Source organism: Caulobacter segnis ATCC 21756 (assembly GCF_000092285.1).
Lineage (GTDB): Bacteria > Pseudomonadota > Alphaproteobacteria > Caulobacterales > Caulobacteraceae > Caulobacter > Caulobacter segnis.
The window spans coordinates 1,585,336-1,605,724 of the sequence record NC_014100.1 but is presented as its reverse complement, the minus strand read 5'-3'; the positions used below and the strand labels follow the sequence as shown (position 1 = coordinate 1,605,724).

Genomic DNA, 20,389 nt, shown 5'->3' with positions numbered 1-20,389 from the left:
AATCCTTAGGCGCGATCGCGACGGTCACGACGGTCGCCCCGGTCGGGACGATCGCCGCGCTCACGGCCGCCACCTTCGCCGGCGGGGCCGGACTCGGTGGCCAGGCGCTTGTCGAGCGCCATCGGATCATGCTCCAGCACCTCGCCTTTGAAGATCCAGGTCTTCACGCCGATGATGCCGTAGGTGGTCTTGGCTTCGGCGAAACCGAAGTCGATGTCGGCGCGCAGGGTGTGCAGCGGCACGCGACCTTCGCGGTACCACTCCATCCGAGCGATTTCAGCGCCGCCGAGGCGACCCGAGACGTTGATCCGGATGCCCTTGGCGCCGAGGCGCACGGCCGACTGGATCGAACGCTTCATGGCGCGACGGAAGGCGATACGACGCTCGAGTTGTTGAGCGATCGACTCGGCCACCAGCTGAGCGTCGGTTTCCGGCTTGCGGATCTCGACGATGTTCAGGTGGACTTCGCCCTCGGTCTGAACCGACAAGTCCTTGCGGAGCTTGTCGATGTCAGCGCCCTTCTTGCCGATGATGACGCCCGGACGAGCGGCATAGATCGTGATGCGGCACTTCTTGTGCGGACGCTCGATGATGATGCGCGAGACACCAGCTTGGTACAGGCGCTTCTTCAGGGCGGCGCGGACCGCGAGGTCCTGATGCAGCATCTTGCCGTACTGGGCGCCGTCGGCGAACCAACGGCTGTCCCAGGTGCGGTTCACGCCGAGCCGCAGCCCGACCGGATTGACTTTCTGACCCATTAGGCGGCCTCACCCAGTTCGCGGACCACGATCGTGATCTCGGAGAACGGCTTCTCAACGCGCGTCGCGCGACCGCGAGCGCGGGGCGAGAAACGCTTCATGATCAGGTTCTTGCCCACATAGGCCTCGGCGACGACCAGGGAGTCGATGTCGAGGTTGTGGTTGTTCTCGGCGTTGGAGATCGCCGAGTACAGCGCCTTGCGGACGTCCTGAGCGATACGCTTGTGGCTGAACTCGAGCTCGTTGAGAGCGCGCTGGACGTTCAGGCCACGGATGGACTGAGCGACCAGGTTCAGCTTGCGGGCGCTGGTGCGCAGGGTGCGAACCTTGGCCATCGCTTCGGCGCCGTCGAGGCGGCGAGCTTGCTTTTGCTTGGCCATGATTACTTCCTCTTGGCCTTCTTGTCGGCGGCGTGACCCGGGAAGTTCCGGGTCGGCGCGAATTCGCCGAACTTCATGCCGACCATGTCTTCCGACACCAGCACGGGAACGTGCTTGTGGCCGTTGTGCACGCCGAAGGTCAGGCCGACAAATTGCGGCATGATCGTCGAGCGACGCGACCAGGTCTTGATGACGTCCTTGCGGCCCGACGACAGAGCGGCATCGGCCTTCTTCAGGAGGTACCCGTCGACAAACGGGCCTTTCCAGACGGAGCGGGTCATGGCTTAGCGGCCCTTCTTCGCTTTGTGGCGCGAACGGATAATGAACTTGTCCGTGGCCTTGTTGACGCGGGTCTTGGCGCCCTTGGTCGGCTTACCAGCCGGGGTCACCGGGTGACGACCGCCCGAAGTCCGGCCTTCACCACCACCGTGGGGGTGGTCGACCGGGTTCATGGCGACACCGCGGACGTGCGGGCGACGGCCCATGTGACGAGAACGACCGGCCTTGCCGAGGTTCTGGTTCATGTGGTCGGGGTTCGAAACGGCGCCGACGGTGGCCATGCACGTATCGAGCACCATGCGCAGCTCGCCCGAGTTCAGGCGGATCTGGGCGTAGCCGGCGTCACGACCGACCAGCTGGGCGTAGGCGCCAGCCGAACGGGCGATCTGACCGCCCTTGGCGGGCTTCAGCTCGATGTTGTGGATGATCGTGCCGATCGGCAGCGTGCGCAGCGGCGAGGCGTTGCCCGGCTTCACGTCGACCTTCTCGCCGGTGACGACTTCGTCGCCGGCCTTCAGGCGTTGCGGGGCCAGGATGTAGGCCAGCTCGCCGTCGGCCTGATACTTGATCAGGGCGATGAAGGCGGTGCGGTTGGGGTCGTACTCGAGACGAACGACCGTGGCCACGCCTTGCTTGCGACGCTTGAAGTCGACCAGACGGTAGAGGCGCTTGGCGCCGCCGCCGCGGAAACGGACCGCGATACGGCCATTGCCGCCGCGACCGCCCGACTTGGTCAGGCCTTCAACGAGCTTCTTCTCGGGCTTGCCCTTGTGAAGTTCGCTGCGGTCGATCAGCACCAGGCCGCGCTGGCCGGGGCTGGTCGGGTTAAATTGCTTCAAGGCCATCTGATTAGAGCCCCGTCGTGATGTCGATCGACTGGCCTTCGGCCAGCGTCACGATCGCTTTTTTGACGTCGTTGCGACGACCCACGATGCCGCGGAAGCGCTTGGTCTTGCCCTTGGTCACGATGGTGTTGACCTTGGTCACCTTGACCTTGAACAGCTCTTCGACGGCGGCGGCGATTTCGTCCTTGGTCGCGTCGTTGGCCACCTTGAAGACAACCTTGTTCTGCTCGCTGAGCAGGGTCGTCTTTTCGGTGATCACCGGCGACAGGATCGTGTCGTAGTGGCGAGCGGTGGCGGCCATTAGGCGGCTTCCTTCTCAGCGAAACGGGCCGAGATCGCTTCGACCGCGTCCTTGGTCAGGACGAGGGTTTGGCGACGCAGCACGTCGTAGACGTTCAGGCCGGCGTTCGGCAGGACATCCACGTTCGGGATGTTGCGGGCGGCGAGCTTGAAGTTCGCGTCCACTTCCGGACCGGCGATGACCAGGGCGTTCTTCAGACCGATCTTGTCGAAGTTGGCGCGCAGGGCGGCCGTCTTCGGATCCGTCAGAACGGCGCTGTCCAGGACGACCAGCGAGCCCGACTTGGCCTTCGACGACAGAGCGTGCTTCAGGGCCAGGGCGCGGATCTTCTTGGGCAGGTCGAAGGCGTGGCTGCGGACCACGGGACCATGGGCCTTGGCGCCGCCGACGAACTGGGCCGCACGGCGCGAGCCGTGACGGGCGCCGCCGGTGCCCTTCTGCTTGTACATCTTCTTGCTCGTACGAGAGACCTCGTTACGAACCTGAATCTTGTGGTTACCCGAGCGGCGCTTGGCCAGCTGCCAGGTCACGACGCGCTGCAGGATGTCGCCGCGGATGTCGTCGATGCCGAAGATGGCGTCGTCGAGATCAACGGAGCCGGCCTTGCCGCCGTCCAGTTTGATGACGTCGAGTTTCATTAGCCTTCGCCCTCTTCGGTCGCAGCCGCGGGGGCCTCTTCAGCGGGGGTTTCAGCAGCAGCCGGAGCCTCGCCAGCCTTGCGGAAGGCGCCCGGACGCGGAGCGTCGGCAGGCAGAGCCTTCTTCACGGCGTCGCGAACCTTCACGTAGCTGCCTTCGTGGCCGGGGACAGCGCCCTTGACCAGGATCAGGCCGCGCTCGACGTCGACCTTCCAGACGGTGACGTTGAGGGTGGTGACGGTTTCTTGACCCAGGTGACCAGCCATCTTCTTGCCCGGGAACGTACGGCCCGGATCCTGGCGGTTACCGGTCGAACCGTGCGAACGGTGCGAGACCGAAACACCGTGGGTGGCGCGAAGACCACCGAAGTTCCAGCGCTTCATGGCGCCGGCGAAACCCTTACCGACGGTCACGCCTTGGATGTCGACCTTCTGGCCGGCGACGAAGTGGTCGGCCGTCAGTTCGGCGCCGACTTCGATCAGGGCGTTTTCCTCGACGCGGAATTCGGCGACGACGCGCTTCGGCTCGACGGCCGCCTTCGCGAAGTGGCCGCGCAGGGCCTTGGAGGTGTTCTTGGCTTTCTTGGCGCCGGCGCCGAGTTGCAGGGCGGTGTAACCGTCCTTCTCAACGGTGCGCACGCCCGTGACCTGGCAACCGTCGAGCGAAAGGACGGTGACCGGCACGTGCTGACCGGCTTCGTCGAAGAAGCGGGTCATGCCGAGCTTCTTGGCGAGAACGCCAGTGCGTTGGGTGGGGAGAGTCATAAGCGGGCCCTCCTTACAGCTTGATTTCGACGTCAACGCCGGCCGACAGGTCGAGCTTCATCAGCGCGTCCACGGTCTGCGGAGTCGGGTCAACGATGTCGAGGACGCGCTTGTGCGTACGGATCTCGAACTGCTCGCGCGACTTCTTGTCGACGTGCGGCGAGCGGTTGACGGTGAATTTCTCGATAAGCGTGGGCAGGGGGATGGGGCCCCGCACCGTCGCGCCCGTGCGCTTGGCCGTATTGACGATCTCGCGCGTGGAATGATCCAACACGCGGTGATCGAAGGCCTTGAGCCGGATGCGGATGTTCTGACGATCCATATCGCTCGGTTTCCTAGTGGGCTGCGCCCGCGTCTCGAACCATTTCAAAGACCAACTCGGAACCCGGAAGGGTCCCGTACGCAGCGTCCGCAAAACAAAATCCCCAACAGTCGCCTGTCGGGGGTGATGACCAGATATTGCGCCCCTCCCGAGAGAGGTTGCGGCGCTATGTCCGGGCGTCTCGCGAACCGCGTTTGAGCCCTAGAGCTCACAGCCGGTCCAACAGAGGCGCGCTTGTACGTTCCAGAATCGGTTTCGTCAAGCGCTCTGTCCGGTTCGTCTCGTCCGCAAGGACTCGAGTCGTCGGGCGGGACCTGGATAGGCGCCCGAGGCGCCTCGCGCAAGACCCCAGCAAACATAACGTCGGTCGACTTTTAACACATTCAGGTCAAAGCGAGGAATGAACGTGCGCCCGCGAGCACGTAGTCGGAATTCTCGCCTCCGCAAGTGTCACAAAAATGCATTATTCGCCTCTCAAGCGTCGCTGCTGGTCTTGAGCGACCACCCAAACCTCCATAGATGCCGCCCCTCCCCGGCGGACTGGGCGGCCCCTCCCCCAACAACGACCGCCCCGCCAGCCGGAGGAGCCACAGTCACTAAGGGGATAGACCCAATGCGTACCAAGCTCTTCGCCACCGCCGCCCTGATCGCCGCCGCCGTCTCGGCCCCGGCCTTCGCCCAGAACGTGGGTTCGGTCGGCGCGGCCGTGAACTATACCGACATCAACACCAAGCTCGGCGGCGGCCACGGCTCGTCGGCCGTGATCGACGGCTCGGTCGCGATCCCGCTGCAAGGCGCCTGGACCGTGACCGCCAACGGCGACGTCTCGATCTCGGACAACGACCTGTCGGACGACACCATCGCCTCGGGCGCCGCCCACCTGACCACCAAGATCGGCGACAGCTGGCGCGTCGGCGGCTTCACCGCCCTCTCCCGCCCGGCCAATGACACCGTCTGGGCCGTCGGTGGCGAAGCCCACAAGTACCTGTCGAACGTCACCCTGTCGGGCGTCGCGGCCTACGGTCAGTCGAACGACCTGGACGCCGACCTCTACACCGTGCGCGGCGACGCCCGTTACTTCGTGACGGACAACTTCCGCCTGGACGCCGGCGCGGCCTGGTCGCGCATCGACACCAACGTCAATGCTGACCTGTGGGACGTGAACCTCGGCGGTGAGTACAAGTTCACCAACTCGGGTTGGTCGACCTTCGCCAAGTACACCCACAGCGAGTCGGACGATCTGGCCGACCTGAACGCCGACGCCATCAAGGTGGGCCTGCGCTACACCTTCGGCGGCAGCCTGAAGGATCGCGACCGCGCCGGCGCCGACCTGATCTCGGCCGGCGACCTGTTCGGCTTCGGCGTCCGCTAAACCCGGAACGCTGGACCAAGGGTCCGGACATGAAGAAGGCCCCGGGAGCGATCCCGGGGCCTTCACTCTATATATATGTGTGTGTGGCGCGGCCTACTGGCCGATGATCACGTCGCCCGAGCCGGCCACGTGCTTCTTCACCGGGCCGTTGACCTTGGCGATCTTGACGTCGCCCGAGCCCATCACGCTGACCTCGACCGCGTCGGCCTCGCCATTGAACGTCACGTCGCCCGAGCCCATCACGCTGACTTCGATGGCGCGACTACGACCGCCCGCGACGGTGATGTCGCCGGAGCCGGCGATGTTGCCCTCGAGCTTGCCCGAAATGCTCGCCGCCCGGACATCGCCCGAACCCGCGATATTGGCCTCCAGGTCGCCGGCGATCGCTTGGGTGCTGACGCTGCCCGAACCGGCGATGCTGATTTCAGCCGATCCCGCCGAACCCGTCCGGGTGTCGCCCGAGCCGGCCTGGCTGACCTCCAGCTTTCCCTTGGTGTTGGCGACCGTCCAGTTGCCGCAACCGGCGTTGCCCAGTTCGACGCTGTCGGAGCGACCGATGTCGCCGAACACGGCGCCGGCGGCCCCCACCTTCACGTTCAGCGGCGTACGGATGGCGATTTGAGGGATGTTGTCGTAGGCCACCTCGCCCAAGTTCCGCACCCGGACAGACGCCTTGCCGTTGTAGTTGTTGCAGCCGTTGATCCGGTTCATCCGCAGATCGCCGTCGATGATCACGTCGTCCCCGTCGGTCTTCAAGGTCAGCGGCAGACTGGCGTTGGTGGTCAGGAACTCGACCTTAATGTCGGACCGGTTCTCCGGAATGATCACGACACGGGCGACGGCGTCCTTGATCTTCACCTCCGGCGCGGCCTGGGCGACGCCCCCAAAGGCCGCGGCGGCGGAAACGGTGGCGGCCAGCATGGCCAGGGTGGTCATAGCGCGCATCGGTTTGCTCCCCATCGGATGCGTGTATCTCGATGGGGCCAAACTAACGACGCTTCGTTCGGACCACGACTTAATTCGCGGTCATGACCTGGAAGTCATGGAAAGCCAGTCGGCCTGATGTTTCCGAAGCCGCACCGGCGCGGACTTGTAGGCCGGCGTGCCGGAGCGTTGGTCATGGTCGTCGAGCGCGATCACGACATTGGTCTCGGGATAGTAGGCCGCCAGGCAGCCCGGAGGGATGTCGCGCGCCACAACGGTGAACGCCCGCGCCACGCGATCGCCGCTCTCGTCGAAGGCCGCACCGACATCGATCAGGTCGCCCTCGGAGAGCCCCATGCGCGCCATGTCCTCGGGATTGGCGAAGACAACGTCGCGCCGGCCGAACACCCCGCGATAGCGGTCGTTATTCCCGTAGATGGTCGTGTTGTACTGGTCGTGGCTGCGCAAGGTCGTCAGGATCAGCACGTCCGGATCGCCTCGCCGCGGATCGCCGCCCTTGGGATCGAAGACCAGGAAGTTGGCCTTGCCGGTCGCGGTCTTCCACACGCGATCCGACGGCCCGACCGGCAGGCGGAAGCCGCCCGGAACACGGACCTTCTCATTGTAGCCTTCGAAAGCGGCCGGGAACACGCGGGCGATCAGATCGCGGATGGCGTCATAGTCGTTGGAAAGGCCGCTCCAATCGATCAGCGGATCCTCGCCGAAGGTCGCCGTCGCGATCCCCGCGACGATCGCGGGCTCTGACAGCAGATGCTCCGACGCCGGCGGATTGAGACCGCGCGAGGCGTGGACCATGGACATGGAGTCCTCGACCGTCACCGACTGGCGCACGCCGGCCCGCACGTCCAGCTCGGTCCGCCCCAGGCACGGCAGCAGCAGCGCCGCTTTGCCCACCAGAAGGTGGGTGCGGTTAGGCTTGGTGGCGACATGCACCGCCATATCCAGCTTGCGCATGGCGGCGAAGGTGCGCACCGGGTCCGGGGCGGCGACGGCGAAGTTTCCCCCCAGGCCGACGAAAACCTTGGCCTCGCCCTGCTCCATCGCGGCGATCGTCTCGATCACCGTGTGGCCGTGGGCGCGAGGCGGTTCGAAGCCGAAGACGTCACGGATCGAGTTGGACAGCGCTTCCGAAGGCTTTTCCCAGATGCCGACCGTACGGTTGCCCTGGACGTTTGAGTGGCCCCGCAGCGGACAGATCCCCGCGCCCGGCCGGCCCATATTGCCCTTCAGCAGCAGCAGGTTGACCAGCTGCTGCACCGTTTGGGAGCTGTCGCGATGCTGGGTCAGGCCCATGCCGTAGCAGAGGATCGTCGACTTGGCCCGAGCGTAGGTCGCCGCCGCCTCCTCGATCCGAGCGCGTGGCAGGCCGCAGCCAGCCTCGATGGTCGGCCAGTCCAGCGCTTCGAGGTGGGCGACCAGGGCCTCGAAACCGGTGGTGTGCTCGGCGATGAACGCGCGATCCAGCACGTCGCCGTCGCGGGCCTCCAGGGCCAGGACCGCCTTCATCATCCCCTGCACCAGCAGCGCGTCGCCGCCGATGGTCAGCTGGTAGTAGGCCGAGGCGATCGGGGTCGAGGACAGCGTCGCCATCTCGACCGGATCCTGCGGCGAGGCGAACTTCTCCAGCGCCCGCTCGCGCAGCGGATTGAAGGCCAGGATCGTCGCGCCGCGCCGGCTGGCCTCGCGCAGGGTCGCCATCATCCGCGGGTGATTGGTCCCGGGATTGTGCCCGAAGCACAGGATCAGGTCGGCGTTGTCGAAATCCTCGAGCGTCACCGAGCCCTTGCCCAGGCCGATCGAGTCCGGGAGGCCGACGCTGGTCGGCTCGTGGCACATGTTCGAGCAGTCGGGGAAATTGTTGGTGCCGAAGCGCCGACCCAGCAGCTGATAGAGAAAGGCCGCCTCGTTGGAGGCCCGACCCGAAGCGTAGAACTGCGCCTGGTTCGGATCGTCCAGCGCCTTCAGCGCCGCGCCGCTTCGCGCGAAGGCTTCGTCCCAGGTGATGGCCTTGTAACGGTCGTCGGCCGAGTCATAGGCCATCGGCTCGGTCAGCCGGCCCAGGTCCTCGATCGCGTGATCGCTCCAGGTCAGCAGCTCGCTGACCGTATGCCGGGCGAAGACCTCGGGCGTCGCGCGCTTGCTGGTCGCCTCCCAGGCCACGGCCTTGGCGCCGTTCTCGCAGAACTCGAACGACGAGGTGTGCTTGGGATCCGGCCACGCGCAGCCGGGGCAGTCAAAGCCCTCGGGCTGGTTGGCGCGCATCAGGGTCTTGCCACCCTCGATCACCGTTTCCTGGTCGACCAGAGCGCCGGCCACGGCCTTCAACGCGTCCCAGCCACCGGCCGGATGGCGATAGGGGCGAACGCCCGGGGTCTTTTCGTTCGCCATCAGGCCGGCTCCGGCTGGGTTTCGATCAGGCGCTCGCCGCCGGCGAACACCGCGTGGCCGTCGGCGCGAGCTAGGGCGACGAGCGTAATTCCCGCCTCTTCGGCCTTGGCGATGGCAAGGTCCGTCGGCGCCGAGACCGCGACGAGGATCGGGCAACCCATTCGCGCGGCCTTCTCGACCATCTCGAACGAGCAACGGCTGGTGACGACCACGAAACCCGTCGCCGCATCGACACCATCGCGCGCCAGGGCGCCGGCCAGCTTGTCGAGCGCGTTGTGACGGCCGACGTCTTCGCGCACCTGAACCAGCTCGCCCTTCGGCGTGAAGAAGGCGGCCGCGTGGGTGGCGCGGGTCAGCAGGCCAAGCGCCTGCTGCGCCTCCAGCGCCGCGAGCGCCACGGGGATCGCCTCGTGCCGGATACGCGCGCCCTCCCCCACCCGCGGCAGCGGCCGCACAGCGTCGGCCAAGCGCTGGACGCCGCACAGCCCGCAGCTTGACCGGCCCTCGAGATTGCGCGGCCGCGCCTTACGGGCCAGGGCGCCAGGCGCGAAAGCCACGTCGACCAGGACGCCCTGAGCTTCTTCCTTCAGGGTGATGGCGGTGACGTCGCTCGCCTTGGCGACGCCCTCGGTCACGACGAAACCAAGAGCCAGTTCCTCCAGAGCCTCCGGGGTCGCCATCAGCACCGTGTGCGGGCGGCCATCGAAGGACAGGCCCACCGCGGTCTCGCGCGGCGTGATCCGCTCGAAGGGTCGCGCGGCCTGATCGGCGCGCCACTGGACGGCGGAACGAGGAGCGACGGAGGAACGCGACATGCCGGGAAGCCTACTCTGCGGGCGCCGCACGGTATAGCCGATGACGTAATGGCGCGATTGTTCAAAACCGTCATGGATCCGCCGATGACCAAACGTCATTCCTGGCGCAATCTAGAGCCATGACCGGCACCACCTTCGAAACCCGTCGCGCCCAAATGTTTCCCCGGCTGGAGCCGGATGAGATCGACCGCCTGCGCCGCTTCGGCCAGTTCGTCCGGGCCCAGCCTGGAGAGGCCCTGGCCACCGCCGGCGTCGCTTCGCCCGGCCTGTTCGTGGTGCTGGCGGGCCGCGTGGCGATCAGCCGCCGCGACGCCAACCGCGAAAGCCAGCCGATCGTCGAGCATGACGCGGGCCAGTTCATCGGCGAGATCGCTCAGCTCTCAGGCCGGCCTTCGCTGGTCGACGTCACCGCCCTGACCGAGGTCGAGGCGCTGCTGATTCCCCCCGACCGCCTGCGCGCCGTGCTGGTGGCCGAGGCCGAGCTCGGCGAGCGGATCATGCGGGCCCTCATCCTGCGCCGGGTCAGCCTGATCGAGACCGGGGCCGGCGGCCCCATCATCATCGGCCGCGCCGGCGACGCCGAGGTCATCCGCCTCGCCGGCTTCCTGGCGCGCAATGGTCATCCCTATCAGCACCTCGATCCGGACCAGATGGACTGCGCCAAGGTGCTGATCCAACGCTTCGAGGTCGACGAGAGCGAGCTGCCGATCGTGCTGTGCCCCAACGGCCAGATCCTACGCCAGCCAACCAACCATAAGCTGGGCCGCTGCATCGGCTTGGTCGGACCGATCGACGAAGCCAGGGTCTACGACGTGGCCGTGGTCGGCGCCGGGCCCGCGGGCCTGGCCACCGCCGTCTACGCCGCGTCCGAGGGCCTGTCGGTTCTGGTGCTGGACACCCGCGCCTTCGGCGGCCAGGCCGGCGCCTCGGCGCGGATCGAGAACTATCTCGGCTTCCCGACGGGGATCTCGGGCATGGCCCTGATGGGCCGCGCCCACGGCCAGGCGCAGAAGTTCGGCGCCGAGCTGGCCATCCCCGACGAGGTCGCCTCGCTGGCCTGCGAGGATGACGGCCTGCACCGCTATCGCCTGGCCCTGGTCAGCGGCGAAAGCGCCCAGGCCAAGACGGTCGTGATCGCCAGCGGCGCGCGCTACCGCCGCCTCGACGTCGACAATCTCGACCAGTTCGAAGGCTCCAGCGTCCACTATTGGGCCTCTCCCCTGGAAGCCAAGCTCTGCGCCGGCCACGAGGTCGCCCTCGTCGGCGCGGGCAACTCGGCCGGCCAGGCGGCCGTCTATCTCGCCAGCCAGGTCAAGAAGGTCTGGATGATCGTGCGCGGCGAGAGCTTGGCGGCGACGATGTCCCGCTACCTGATCGACCGCATCGAGAGCACGCCCAACATCGAGGTTCTCGTCCGCAGCGAAGTGGTCGCGCTGGAGGGCGAAGGCGGGCAGTTGTCGGCCGTGCGCTGGCGCGGTCCGGGCGACATCGAGACGACCCGCCCCGTCACCCACCTCTTCCTGTTCATCGGCGCCGCGCCGAACACCAGCTGGCTCTCGCAGTGCCAGGTGGAGTTGGACAACCACGGCTTCGTGCGCACCGGCGCCGATCTCGCACCGGGCCACCCGCTGCTGCAGACCAGCCGCAAGGGCGTGTTCGCGATCGGCGACGTGCGGGCGGGCTCCGTCAAGCGCGTCGCCGCCGCCGTCGGCGAAGGCGCCCAGGCCGTCGCCGCCATCCACGCCTATCTCGCCAACGCCTAGGAGCGGCTGATGACCTGTACCCATGGCGACGCGATCCGTCTTGTCACCCCCAGCGCCAAGGGGTGCGAAGAGTGCCTGAAGACCGGCGGCTGGTGGGTGCACCTGCGCCTGTGCCGGACCTGCGGCCACGTCGGCTGCTGCGACGACAGCCCCAGCAAGCACGCCTCGGCCCATTTCCGCGCGACCCGCCACCCGATCATCGAGGGCTATGATCCGCCGGAGGGCTGGGGCTGGTGCTACGTCGACGAGGAGTTCGTCGAGCTGCCGGAGCAGACGCCCCAGCTCGGCCCCATTCCGAGGTTCGTCTAGGGCTAGCCCTCGCCGGTCTCGCGCGGCGCGGCGCCGCGCGATGACATTTGGATGACGCCCGTGACCTCAAAAGCACAAATCTCGCCGCGATAATTGCAATCTTCCTGAAAAGTTTCCCCCCTTCCGGGACGCCGAATATCAATTCATATCGGCGGCGTCGCCGAGACGGCGATTTATTGCCTTAGCTATCAAGCCGTCGCCGCCGCCAAATGGAGCGTCAGCTGGCGGCTAATAAACCCCCACAATCGGGACACAGACGCCTCCTAGCCCTCTGCGCATCGCGAACACCTTTTCGCTGATTTTTGGCCGTCTTTCTCCAAGGGCGGCGCGTTAGGGGACAGTCCTATGCTCAAGATCCAGTATCTTGGGGGCGCATCCGCCCTCGTGCTTCTATTGAACGCCACCCCGGTGATCGCCCACGCCCAGACCGATACGGCGGCCAGCGCCACGGCGGTCGAGGAAATCGTCGTGACGGGTTCGCGCATCGCGCGCCGCGACTACACCTCCGAAAGCCCGATCGTCACGGTGGGCAAGGCGGATATCGAGAAGGTGGGCTCGGTCACCGTCGACACCATCCTGAACCAGATGCCGCAATTCGTGCCGTCGGTGAGCAGCACGTCGAACAACCCGTCGAACGGCGGCCAAGCCAACATCGACCTGCGGGGCCTGGGCACCGCGCGCACGATGATCCTGCTGGACGGCCACCGCGTCGTGCCGTCGAACTCGGACGGCACCGTCGACGTCAACGTCATCCCGGCCGCGCTGATCCAGAACATCGAGGTGATCTCGGGCGGCGCCTCGGCGACCTACGGCTCGGACGCCCTGGCCGGCGTGGTCAACTTCAAGCTCAACAACAACTTCACCGGCCTGCAGCTGGACGCCCAGTACGGCGTCACCGAGGAGGGCGACGGCCGCGAGAAGTCCCTGGCCCTGACCGCCGGCGGCAAGTACGCCGAGGACCGCGGCCACGCCGTCTTCTCGCTGAGCTATTCGGAACGCGGCGCGGTTTATAACGCCTCGCGCGACTTCTCGGCGGTGTCGGGCGCGTCCTCGACCACGCCCTATGGTCGCTACGACGCCACCGGCACCAACCTGCCGACCCAAGCCGCCGTGGACGCCGTCTTCGCCCAGTACGGCGTCGCCGCCGGCACGGTGAAGGCCAGCGCCAACCTCGGCTTCAACGACGACGGCACGCTGTTCTACAACGGCCAGAACTACAAGGGCTCGACGGCGATCGACTATTCGACGATCCCGGTCAACGGCACCTACAACACCGGCCCGCTGAACCTGCTGCAACTACCGCTGAAGCGCTACACCGCCTATGCGGCGACCGACTATCAGATCAACGAGCACGCCCAGTTCTACGGCTCGTTCAACTTCACCCACTACGATTCCACGACGATCCTGGCGCCGGCGCCCGCCGCCGGCTCGACCGGCTTCAGCGTGCCGGTCACCAACCCTTTCATCCCGGATGATCTGGCCACCCTGCTCGCCAGCCGCGCCAATCCGGACGCGAGCTTCCTGCTGCGCAAGCGCTTCACCGACGTCGGGCCGCGCCAGTCCGACACCACCTTCAACGTGTTCCAGATCGCCGGCGGCGTGCGGGGCGACATCGGCTTCAAGGATTGGACGTACGACGTCTTCGCCTCGTACGGCCGGTCCGAGCAGAACGAGACCCAGTCGGGCAATGTCAGCCACTCCGCGGTCCAGACCCTGCTCAACGCCTCCGACGGCGGCGCCAGCATCTGCGAGGGCGGCTACGATCCGTTCGGCCTGAACGCCCTGTCGTCGGCCTGCCGCTCGTACATCACCCGCCAGACCAAGAACCGCACCGTCGCCGAGCAGCAAGTGGTCGAAGCCAACCTGCAGGGCGGTCTCTTCAACCTGCCGGCGGGCGAGGTCCGCGCCGCCATCGGCGCCAGCTACAAGCGCGACACCTATCTGTTCGAGCCCGACAGCCTGCTGTCGACCGGCGACGTCGTCGGCTTCAACGCCCAGGACGCGATCGACGCCGCGACAAACGTCAAGGAACTGTACGGCGAGCTGCTGGTCCCGGTCCTGAAGGACCTGCCGTTCATCAAGGCCCTGGACCTGACCGCCGGCTATCGCCTGTCGGACTACAACACCGTGGGCAAGGTCGACGCCTACAAGCTGAATGGCGACTGGGAAGTGGTCGAGGGCTTCCGTCTTCGCGGCGGCTATCAGCGCGCGGTGCGGGCGCCGTCGATCGGCGAACTCTACTCGCCGCAGAACCAGGGCTATCCGTCGATCAGCGAAGACCCCTGCGCCTACAACAGCACCTATCGCGCCGGCTCGAACGCCTCGACCGTCCGCACCCTCTGCCTGGCCCAGGGCGTTCCGTCGGCGATCATCGACAGCTACACCTACACCAACAGCCAGGTGAACGCCCTGAGCGGCGGCAACCCGGACCTGCGCGAGGAGACCGCCGACACCTACAGCGTCGGCGCCGTGTGGACCCCGCGCATCGCCCATCCGCTGCTGGAGCGTCTGTCGCTGTCGGTCGACTACTATTCGATCGACATCAAGAACGCGATCGGCACGATCGACGCCGCAACGGCGCTGGACAAGTGCTATTCGGCCGAGGGCAACCCGACCGGCTCGACCAGCAACTACTATTGCGGCCTGTTCAAGCGGAACAGCGCGACGGGTGAGATCGACACCCTGACCCTGACCAACCTGAACCTGGCCGAGTACAAGACCTCGGGCGTCGACTTCCAGGTGGACTGGGGCTTTGGCCTCGGCGCCGTGAGTCTCGACGACCGCTACGGCGCGATCAAGGTCAATGTGATCGGCACGTACCTCGACAGCTTCAAGGTCCAGAGCCTGCCGGGCGAGGGCTTCACCGAGCTGAAGGGCACGATCGGCAACACCCAGATCAGCTCGACCGCCGTCTCCCACCCCGAGTGGAAGTACAACACCTCGATCAGCTACCTGATCGGCCCGGTCGAGGTCGGCGCGCGCTGGCGCTACATCGGCGACATGGTCGACGCGGCCGACGCCAGCGAGAAGATCGGCGCGGTGAACTACTACGACCTGAACGCGTCGTGGAAGGTCAACGACACCTACGCGATCCGCGGCGGCGTCACCAACCTGACCAACAAGCAGCCGCCCTACTTCTCGTCCTACGTCCAGGCCAACACCGACCCGTCGACCTACGACGTGCTGGGCCGTCGCTTCTTCGTGGCGGTGAAGGCCAAGTTCTAGGACCTTCGAAACATCCAACCCAACTTGACGGGCGGGCTCCTCGCGGGGCCCGCCTTTTTCTTTTGAGATTTGGACACGGGGCGGCGCCCTTCCGCCGGCGGCGGGCTTGGGGAGGCGGCGGAGCGTCCGGGCGGGGCCCGGATCAGTGTTTGATGGAGTACCGTTTCGGCCGAGGCCGGAGCGCTCCGCGTGACCTGTGCTCCGGAGCCCTCGACGCGCGGGGTTTTAACCCGCTTCCGAAAGAGGCCCCGGGCGGGCGGAGGAAGTTGCGTTCCCTCCGGACCGCGCGGACGATTTCAGCCCGCGCCTGCCGCGCCTGTCTCCCTCGCCGCCCGGCTTTCGTCCCGATGTTTCAGGGAGCCCGTCCGGATCCGTCGCGAAGGCGGCCCGAAGGCCAAGACCAGCGCTTCCCGCTCGATCACCCCCGCCGCTCGTTCGGTCGCCAGCTGAACGCCCTCCCCCGCGACGGGGCGAGGACAAGTATGGGCGAGGTTTTGGGGGTGATGCGTCGATTTTGGATGGGCTCGTGGTTGGCGGACGTAAGCGGTTGAGCTTGTTGGGGCGGGGCCCGCTGGACGCTCGCGCCCGGACGAGGATTGGCGCCCTACTCCCACCTCTCCCGCCCATTCTCGTGTCATCCCGGAAGCCTCGCAGAGGCTATCCGGGACCCCGGGAGCGACGAAGCGCCCCGCGTGCCGCCCCCGGGTCCCGGCTCTCCGCGCTACGCGCCGCGGCCGGGATGACACGTGTTTTGGGCAATTTAGGTCGAAGCCCCTCTCCCGTGAGAAGGAGCCATCCTTACATCTCACGGCGAGACGATCGCCGGGCTGTCCAGGTCACTCAAGGACGACGCTACGCGTCGCCGCGAAGCGGCCGGCGGAGCCGGTCCTTGACTGACCTGGTCAGTCCGGCACGCTGCAGCCTCCAAGAGATGTAAGGCTCACACCGACCTTTAGGTCGGCTTACGACCCATTGCGGATTTTGAAGCGCTGGAAGCTTCAATAGATTCCGTCCAAACCTACGAGCTAGAGTCGAGGATTGCTCCATGTCGATTTCGCGCTCGCGAGGTACCCTTCGTGTTGCTTCATTGAGGTGGACGGCGGCATTGCCGCCGCTTCTCGCAGCCGCCCTGGTGGTCTTCAGCGGCCTCATGGATCTACGCGGCGGCAGCACACCCCGCCTATTTTGGATCTGGTTCCCGTTGGCGAGCCTTTGCCTGGCCTACCTCTTGATCGTGCTCGGCGCGGTAGCGATCAACGGCGGCATTGCGATCTATCTTCGCGGCGAGAGCGCCACTTTTCTTTTCCCATACCCGAAGCGCTTAAAGCTTTCGAAGTTTCAGAAAATCGAACTGATTGAAACTGCTAAGCCTTTCCCTCGACAAGCATTGCTATTCCTGGGCCCAAACGGAACGTGCGACACAACGATCGTGTCGGCAATGGTCGAGGGGTCAGACGTGATCCGGGAACGTTTGTTGGTCCACGTCACGGGTGCGGGCCAATAGGGACGGTCTGGTCGCAAATGTCCGCAATCCACCCATCTCGGACCTTCGATCCGCCCCCTCCGCCCGCATAGCAAAAGGCCCCGCAGATCGCTCTCCGGGGCCTTCGCTTAGATCAGTTCAGCTGTCGCTGAGACCGTTCGATTACTCGACGATCTTGGCGACGACGCCGGCGCCGACGGTGCGGCCGCCTTCACGGATGGCGAAGCGCAGCTTCTCTTCCATGGCGATCGGGGTGATCAGCTCGACGTCCAGCTCGGCGTTGTCGCCCGGCATGATCATTTCCACGCCTTCGCGCAGCTTGATGATGCCCGTCACGTCCGTCGTGCGGAAGTAGAACTGCGGACGGTAGTTGGTGAAGAACGGGGTGTGACGGCCGCCTTCTTCCTTGGTCAGGATGTAGGCTTCGGCCACGAACTTCGTGTGCGGGGTGATCGAACCCGGCTTGCAGAGCACTTGGCCGCGCTCGACGTCTTCACGCTTGGTGCCGCGCAGCAGCACGCCCACGTTGTCGCCGGCTTGACCTTGGTCCAGCAGCTTGCGGAACATTTCGACGCCCGTGCAGGTGGTCTTTTGGACCGGACGGATGCCGACGATTTCGACTTCTTCACCGACCTTCACGATGCCGCGCTCGACGCGACCGGTCACCACGGTGCCGCGGCCCGAGATCGAGAACACGTCTTCGACCGGCATCAGGAAGGGCAGGTCGACCGGACGTTCCGGCTGCGGGATGTACTCGTCGACCGAGGCCATCAGGGCCAGGATGGCGTCTTCGCCGATCTTGGCGTCACGGCCTTCGACCGCGGCCAGGGCCGAACCCTTGGTGATCGGGATATCGTCGCCCGGGAACTGGTAGGACGACAGCAGCTCACGAACTTCCATTTCGACGAGCTCGAGCAGCTCTTCGTCGTCGACCATGTCGACCTTGTTCATGAACACGACCAGGGCGGGCACGCCGACCTGACGGGCCAGCAGGATGTGCTCGCGGGTCTGCGGCATCGGGCCGTCGGCGGCCGACACGACCAGGATCGCGCCGTCCATCTGGGCGGCGCCGGTGATCATGTTCTTCACGTAGTCGGCGTGGCCGGGGCAGTCGACGTGAGCGTAGTGACGGTTGGCCGTCTCGTACTCGACGTGGGCGGTGTTGATCGTGATGCCGCGGGCCTTTTCTTCCGGCGCGGCGTCGATGTCGGCGTAGTTCTTGGCGGTCGCGCCGCCCGACTTCGCCAGCGTGATCGTGATCGCGGCCGTCAGCGTGGTCTTGCCATGGTCAACGTGACCGATGGTGCCGATGTTGCAGTGCGGCTTAGTACGTTCGAACTTTTCCTTGGCCATCGTCTCTACCTTCGCGCCGGCGGCTGGGTTGTTGGGAATAACTCTCGGGGAGCTGGAGCGGGTAGCGGGAATCGAACCCGCATCCTCAGCTTGGAAGGCTGCTGCACTACCATTGTGCTATACCCGCCAAGCTGCGGGGTCGCGTCGGCTCCCGGTCTCTGGCTCTGGAGCGCCCACGCCTGTCTTCGAAACTCACCGCGCGCATGGTGGGGGAAGTAGGACTCGAACCTACGAAGGCTTACGCCAGGGGATTTACAGTCCCCCCCCTTTGCCACTCGGGACATTCCCCCAAGCACGCGATGGAGTTCCGAAGCCGGCGGCCTTTATCCGCTTCGACGAGCGACGGCAAGCCGTCAAACGCCGATGCGAAACAAAAGCTTCTTGGACCGGTGACGGACGATGCTAAGAGCAGCGCCGGCTGGCCGAGAAGCCCTCGGGGCCCCAAATCGGAGCGCGTCTTATAGTGTCCTCTCATTCCGAACGCAACGACCGGAAACGCCCTTCTGCACAAGGACGCGATTTTCGTTCCAAGCCCCGGAAACCAAACGATTTTTCCAAGGGCCAAGGCGACGCCAAGGACTGGATTTGGGGGACTCACGCCGTCGAGGCGGCGCTTTCCAACCCTCATCGGCCCGCTCCGAAGCGGCTTCTGGCGACCCCGGATCGGGCCAAGCGACTCGCCCCCGCCCTCCAGAAACTTTCCTGCCTGCAGGTGATGGAAGGCCAGGAGATCGCCAAGCATCTGCCGCAGGGCGCGGTGCACCAGGGCCTGGCTTTGAAGATCGACGAGCCCGAGTCGCTGTCGATCGCCGAACTGGCCGCCTCGAACGACGGCTTCCTGGTGATGCTGGACCAGATCACCGACCCGCAGAACATCGGCGCGATCTTCCGCTCGGCCGCGGCGTTCGGCGCCAAGGGCGTCATCCTGCAGGACCGCCACGCCCCCGTTCTCTCCGGCGTGCTGGCCAAGACCGCAGTCGGCGCCGTGGACAAGGTGCCCTACGCGCGCGTGGTCAATCTCTCGCGGGCTCTGGAGGAGCTGGCCGATCTGGGCTGGCGCGCCGTGGCGCTGGCCGGCGAGGCCGAGCAGACCCTGGACGAGGTGCTGGACGGCGCCCCCACCGTGCTCGTCCTCGGCTCGGAGGGCGAAGGCGTGCGGCGGCTGGTGGCCGAGCATTGCGACGTGCTGGGCAAGATCCCGATGCCCGGCGGCTTCGAGAGCCTGAACGTCTCGGCCGCCGCGGCGATCGCGCTCTATGAAGCGTCCAAGCCGCGCGGCAAGGCGACGGCCTAGGCGCGGATGCGCAAGCGTCTCGCCCTCCTGGCGGCGCTTGCTGTCGGAACTTCCGGCGGCGGCGCCCAGGCGTCCACGGCCGATACCCAGGCGCGGCTGGCGGCGGCGCGCCCCGTCGCGACCCAGGCGGTGACCCCGCCTCCCCCGCCGGTCGCCCCGCACAAGGCGAGCGGAAGTCGCGAGCCCATGGCCGCGCCGCCGAAGACCAATCTCGCCGCGCCGGAAGCGCCGCCGCCCAGGGCCGCGCCGCCTCGCGAGCTCGGCCTGATTCTGCTCGCGCCCGCCCTGATCGCGCTCGTCGCGGTCGTGCGATGGTTTGCACGGCGCCGCCGATCGGGATCGAAGCGCGTTTAGGTCCGGCGCGGCCGTTTTGCGTCTTGCATCCCTCGGCGCGTCATCCCATTGAGGGCGCATGTTCGACACGTTGATGGCCCACTTGGATGGCTTTCAGGGACCGCTGACGGCCTTCCTGCAAGTCCTGATGATCGACCTCGTCCTGGCGGGCGACAACGCCGTGGCCGTCGGCCTGGCGGCGGGCGGCCTGCCGCCCAAGGAGCGCAAGAAGGTCATTCTGTATGGCCTGGGCGCGGCCGTGGTGCTGCGGATCAGCTTCGCCCTGATCACCACCTGGCTGCTGGGCGTCATCGGCCTCTTGCTAGCCGGCGGCTTCCTGCTGCTGTGGGTGTGCTGGAAGATGTGGCGCGAGCTGCGCGAGCAGGCCTCGCACGATCAGGCCGACGCCGTGGCCATGGTCGATTCCGATCCCAACACCGAGCCCCGCGCTCGCCCGCCCAAGTCGTTCAAGGCCGCCTTTATCCAGGTCCTGATCGCCGACGTCTCGATGTCGCTGGACAACGTGCTGGCCGTCGCCGGCGCGGCCCGCGAGCATCCGGCCATCCTCGTCTTCGGCCTGCTGCTGTCGATCGCCCTGATGGGCCTGGCGGCCAGCGCCATCGCCAACCTGCTGCACAAGCACCGCTGGATCGGCTTCGTCGGCCTGGCCATCGTGCTCTACGTCGCGGTCCACATGATCTGGGAGGGCCACCGCAGCGTGGTGATGGACCTCCACCAGACCGGCGCCTACAACGCCGCCGTTCCCGCGCCCCTCGACATCAGCCCCGAGGACGTGGCCCAGCACAACCGACACAAATAGCG

At 66.4% G+C, this 20,389-nt stretch carries 20 protein-coding genes, 2 tRNA genes and 1 pseudogene; 8 read left to right on the top strand and 15 right to left on the bottom strand.

Features of this window, described 5'->3' with window-relative positions; translation table 11 throughout:
* Positions 1-5: 5 nt before the first annotated feature.
* The 9 genes and pseudogenes from rpsC to CSEG_RS21960 form a co-directional block, all read right to left on the bottom strand.
* Positions 6-758 carry a 30S ribosomal protein S3 gene (gene rpsC / locus CSEG_RS07520; RefSeq protein WP_013078650.1) on the bottom strand — a complete coding sequence of 251 codons (753 nt, stop codon included), beginning with the start codon at positions 756-758 and terminating at the stop codon, positions 6-8.
* Complete coding sequence (gene rplV / locus CSEG_RS07515) at positions 758-1,138, bottom strand: 50S ribosomal protein L22 (protein ID WP_013078649.1); 381 nt, start codon at positions 1,136-1,138, stop codon at positions 758-760. The genes rpsC and rplV overlap by 1 nt, the downstream gene beginning before the upstream one ends.
* A gap of 2 nt (positions 1,139-1,140) precedes the next feature.
* A complete protein-coding gene (rpsS, locus tag CSEG_RS07510; RefSeq protein ID WP_010919131.1) occupies positions 1,141-1,419 on the bottom strand; it encodes a 30S ribosomal protein S19 in 279 nt (92 codons plus the stop codon).
* 3 nt (positions 1,420-1,422) lie between these two features.
* Positions 1,423-2,262, bottom strand: a complete 840-nt coding sequence (gene rplB / locus CSEG_RS07505) for a 50S ribosomal protein L2 (RefSeq protein WP_013078648.1) — start codon at positions 2,260-2,262, stop codon at positions 1,423-1,425.
* 4 nt (positions 2,263-2,266) lie between these two features.
* Entirely contained in the window at positions 2,267-2,563 is a 297-nt protein-coding gene (locus CSEG_RS07500; RefSeq protein WP_010919129.1) for a 50S ribosomal protein L23, read from the bottom strand.
* Positions 2,563-3,201, bottom strand: a complete 639-nt coding sequence (gene rplD, locus CSEG_RS07495) for a 50S ribosomal protein L4 (RefSeq protein WP_013078647.1) — start codon at positions 3,199-3,201, stop codon at positions 2,563-2,565. The genes CSEG_RS07500 and rplD overlap by 1 nt, the downstream gene beginning before the upstream one ends.
* Positions 3,201-3,965, bottom strand: coding sequence for a 50S ribosomal protein L3 (gene rplC, locus CSEG_RS07490; protein WP_013078646.1), 765 nt, complete (start codon positions 3,963-3,965; stop codon positions 3,201-3,203). The genes rplD and rplC overlap by 1 nt, the downstream gene beginning before the upstream one ends.
* Positions 3,966-3,978: 13 nt before the next feature.
* Complete coding sequence (gene rpsJ, locus CSEG_RS07485; protein ID WP_004616952.1) at positions 3,979-4,287, bottom strand: 30S ribosomal protein S10; 309 nt, start codon at positions 4,285-4,287, stop codon at positions 3,979-3,981.
* Between the two features lie 13 nt (positions 4,288-4,300).
* A pseudogene (locus tag CSEG_RS21960) lies at positions 4,301-4,499 on the bottom strand (hypothetical protein).
* Positions 4,500-4,900: 401 nt separating this feature from the next.
* Here CSEG_RS21960 and CSEG_RS07480 point away from each other — a divergent pair.
* Positions 4,901-5,659 carry an outer membrane protein gene (locus CSEG_RS07480; protein WP_013078645.1) on the top strand — a complete coding sequence of 253 codons (759 nt, stop codon included), beginning with the start codon at positions 4,901-4,903 and terminating at the stop codon, positions 5,657-5,659.
* Positions 5,660-5,752: 93 nt separating this feature from the next.
* Here CSEG_RS07480 and CSEG_RS07475 read toward each other — a convergent pair whose 3' ends face one another.
* The 3 genes from CSEG_RS07475 to fdhD form a co-directional block, all read right to left on the bottom strand.
* The gene (locus CSEG_RS07475; protein ID WP_013078644.1) at positions 5,753-6,604 is read right to left on the bottom strand and encodes a GIN domain-containing protein; all 852 of its coding nucleotides are present in this window, start codon (positions 6,602-6,604) and stop codon (positions 5,753-5,755) included.
* A gap of 81 nt (positions 6,605-6,685) precedes the next feature.
* Positions 6,686-8,992 carry an FdhF/YdeP family oxidoreductase gene (locus CSEG_RS07470; RefSeq protein ID WP_013078643.1) on the bottom strand — a complete coding sequence of 769 codons (2,307 nt, stop codon included), beginning with the start codon at positions 8,990-8,992 and terminating at the stop codon, positions 6,686-6,688.
* Positions 8,992-9,807, bottom strand: coding sequence for a formate dehydrogenase accessory sulfurtransferase FdhD (gene fdhD, locus CSEG_RS07465; protein WP_013078642.1), 816 nt, complete (start codon positions 9,805-9,807; stop codon positions 8,992-8,994). The genes CSEG_RS07470 and fdhD overlap by 1 nt, the downstream gene beginning before the upstream one ends.
* A gap of 119 nt (positions 9,808-9,926) precedes the next feature.
* Between fdhD and CSEG_RS07460 the strand changes: the two genes are divergently transcribed.
* The 4 genes from CSEG_RS07460 to CSEG_RS07445 all read left to right on the top strand — a co-directional run bounded on the left by CSEG_RS07460 (position 9,927) and on the right by CSEG_RS07445 (position 16,608).
* Positions 9,927-11,570 (top strand): FAD-dependent oxidoreductase, encoded by a 1,644-nt coding sequence (locus tag CSEG_RS07460; RefSeq protein ID WP_013078641.1) that lies wholly within the window; start codon positions 9,927-9,929, stop codon positions 11,568-11,570.
* 9 nt (positions 11,571-11,579) lie between these two features.
* A complete protein-coding gene (locus CSEG_RS07455) occupies positions 11,580-11,879 on the top strand; it encodes a UBP-type zinc finger domain-containing protein (protein ID WP_013078640.1) in 300 nt (99 codons plus the stop codon).
* A 345-nt stretch (positions 11,880-12,224) separates the two neighbouring features.
* Positions 12,225-15,104: a TonB-dependent receptor domain-containing protein gene (locus tag CSEG_RS07450; protein WP_013078639.1), complete on the top strand. Its 2,880-nt coding sequence runs from the start codon at positions 12,225-12,227 to the stop codon at positions 15,102-15,104.
* Positions 15,105-16,149: 1,045 nt separating this feature from the next.
* Complete coding sequence (locus tag CSEG_RS07445; protein ID WP_157038976.1) at positions 16,150-16,608, top strand: hypothetical protein; 459 nt, start codon at positions 16,150-16,152, stop codon at positions 16,606-16,608.
* A 141-nt stretch (positions 16,609-16,749) separates the two neighbouring features.
* Here CSEG_RS07445 and tuf read toward each other — a convergent pair whose 3' ends face one another.
* From tuf to CSEG_RS07430, 3 genes are all read right to left on the bottom strand, one after another.
* Positions 16,750-17,940 (bottom strand): elongation factor Tu, encoded by a 1,191-nt coding sequence (gene tuf, locus CSEG_RS07440; RefSeq protein WP_013078638.1) that lies wholly within the window; start codon positions 17,938-17,940, stop codon positions 16,750-16,752.
* A 53-nt stretch (positions 17,941-17,993) separates the two neighbouring features.
* A tRNA-Gly gene (locus CSEG_RS07435) sits at positions 17,994-18,067 on the bottom strand.
* Between the two features lie 77 nt (positions 18,068-18,144).
* Positions 18,145-18,230, bottom strand: a tRNA-Tyr gene (locus tag CSEG_RS07430).
* A 173-nt stretch (positions 18,231-18,403) separates the two neighbouring features.
* Here CSEG_RS07430 and rlmB point away from each other — a divergent pair.
* From rlmB to CSEG_RS07415, 3 genes are read left to right on the top strand one after another with little or no spacing between them, the layout of a single operon-like run.
* On the top strand, positions 18,404-19,234 hold the full coding sequence (gene rlmB, locus CSEG_RS07425) for a 23S rRNA (guanosine(2251)-2'-O)-methyltransferase RlmB (RefSeq protein WP_013078637.1): 831 nt from the start codon (positions 18,404-18,406) through the stop codon (positions 19,232-19,234).
* Positions 19,235-19,240: 6 nt separating this feature from the next.
* Positions 19,241-19,588 (top strand): hypothetical protein, encoded by a 348-nt coding sequence (locus CSEG_RS07420; RefSeq protein WP_013078636.1) that lies wholly within the window; start codon positions 19,241-19,243, stop codon positions 19,586-19,588.
* Positions 19,589-19,646: 58 nt separating this feature from the next.
* A complete protein-coding gene (locus CSEG_RS07415; protein ID WP_013078635.1) occupies positions 19,647-20,387 on the top strand; it encodes a TerC family protein in 741 nt (246 codons plus the stop codon).
* Positions 20,388-20,389 lie beyond the last annotated feature (2 nt).

Excerpts from the sequence above, each read along its gene's own strand:
- rpsC (WP_013078650.1), bottom strand. The coding sequence starts at position 758 with ATGGGTCAGAAAGTCAATCCGGTCGGGCTGCGGCTCGGCGTGAACCGC.
- rplV (WP_013078649.1), bottom strand. The coding sequence starts at position 1,138 with ATGGCCAAGCAAAAGCAAGCTCGCCGCCTCGACGGCGCCGAAGCGATG.
- rpsS (WP_010919131.1), bottom strand. The coding sequence starts at position 1,419 with ATGACCCGCTCCGTCTGGAAAGGCCCGTTTGTCGACGGGTACCTCCTG.
- rplB (WP_013078648.1), bottom strand. The coding sequence starts at position 2,262 with ATGGCCTTGAAGCAATTTAACCCGACCAGCCCCGGCCAGCGCGGCCTG.
- CSEG_RS07500 (WP_010919129.1), bottom strand. The coding sequence starts at position 2,563 with ATGGCCGCCACCGCTCGCCACTACGACACGATCCTGTCGCCGGTGATC.
- rplD (WP_013078647.1), bottom strand. The coding sequence starts at position 3,201 with ATGAAACTCGACGTCATCAAACTGGACGGCGGCAAGGCCGGCTCCGTT.
- rplC (WP_013078646.1), bottom strand. The coding sequence starts at position 3,965 with ATGACTCTCCCCACCCAACGCACTGGCGTTCTCGCCAAGAAGCTCGGC.
- rpsJ (WP_004616952.1), bottom strand. The coding sequence starts at position 4,287 with ATGGATCGTCAGAACATCCGCATCCGGCTCAAGGCCTTCGATCACCGC.
- CSEG_RS07480 (WP_013078645.1), top strand. The coding sequence starts at position 4,901 with ATGCGTACCAAGCTCTTCGCCACCGCCGCCCTGATCGCCGCCGCCGTC.
- CSEG_RS07475 (WP_013078644.1), bottom strand. The coding sequence starts at position 6,604 with ATGCGCGCTATGACCACCCTGGCCATGCTGGCCGCCACCGTTTCCGCC.
- CSEG_RS07470 (WP_013078643.1), bottom strand. The coding sequence starts at position 8,992 with ATGGCGAACGAAAAGACCCCGGGCGTTCGCCCCTATCGCCATCCGGCC.
- fdhD (WP_013078642.1), bottom strand. The coding sequence starts at position 9,807 with ATGTCGCGTTCCTCCGTCGCTCCTCGTTCCGCCGTCCAGTGGCGCGCC.
- CSEG_RS07460 (WP_013078641.1), top strand. The coding sequence starts at position 9,927 with ATGACCGGCACCACCTTCGAAACCCGTCGCGCCCAAATGTTTCCCCGG.
- CSEG_RS07455 (WP_013078640.1), top strand. The coding sequence starts at position 11,580 with ATGACCTGTACCCATGGCGACGCGATCCGTCTTGTCACCCCCAGCGCC.
- CSEG_RS07450 (WP_013078639.1), top strand. The coding sequence starts at position 12,225 with ATGCTCAAGATCCAGTATCTTGGGGGCGCATCCGCCCTCGTGCTTCTA.
- CSEG_RS07445 (WP_157038976.1), top strand. The coding sequence starts at position 16,150 with ATGTCGATTTCGCGCTCGCGAGGTACCCTTCGTGTTGCTTCATTGAGG.
- tuf (WP_013078638.1), bottom strand. The coding sequence starts at position 17,940 with ATGGCCAAGGAAAAGTTCGAACGTACTAAGCCGCACTGCAACATCGGC.
- CSEG_RS07420 (WP_013078636.1), top strand. The coding sequence starts at position 19,241 with ATGCGCAAGCGTCTCGCCCTCCTGGCGGCGCTTGCTGTCGGAACTTCC.
- CSEG_RS07415 (WP_013078635.1), top strand. The coding sequence starts at position 19,647 with ATGTTCGACACGTTGATGGCCCACTTGGATGGCTTTCAGGGACCGCTG.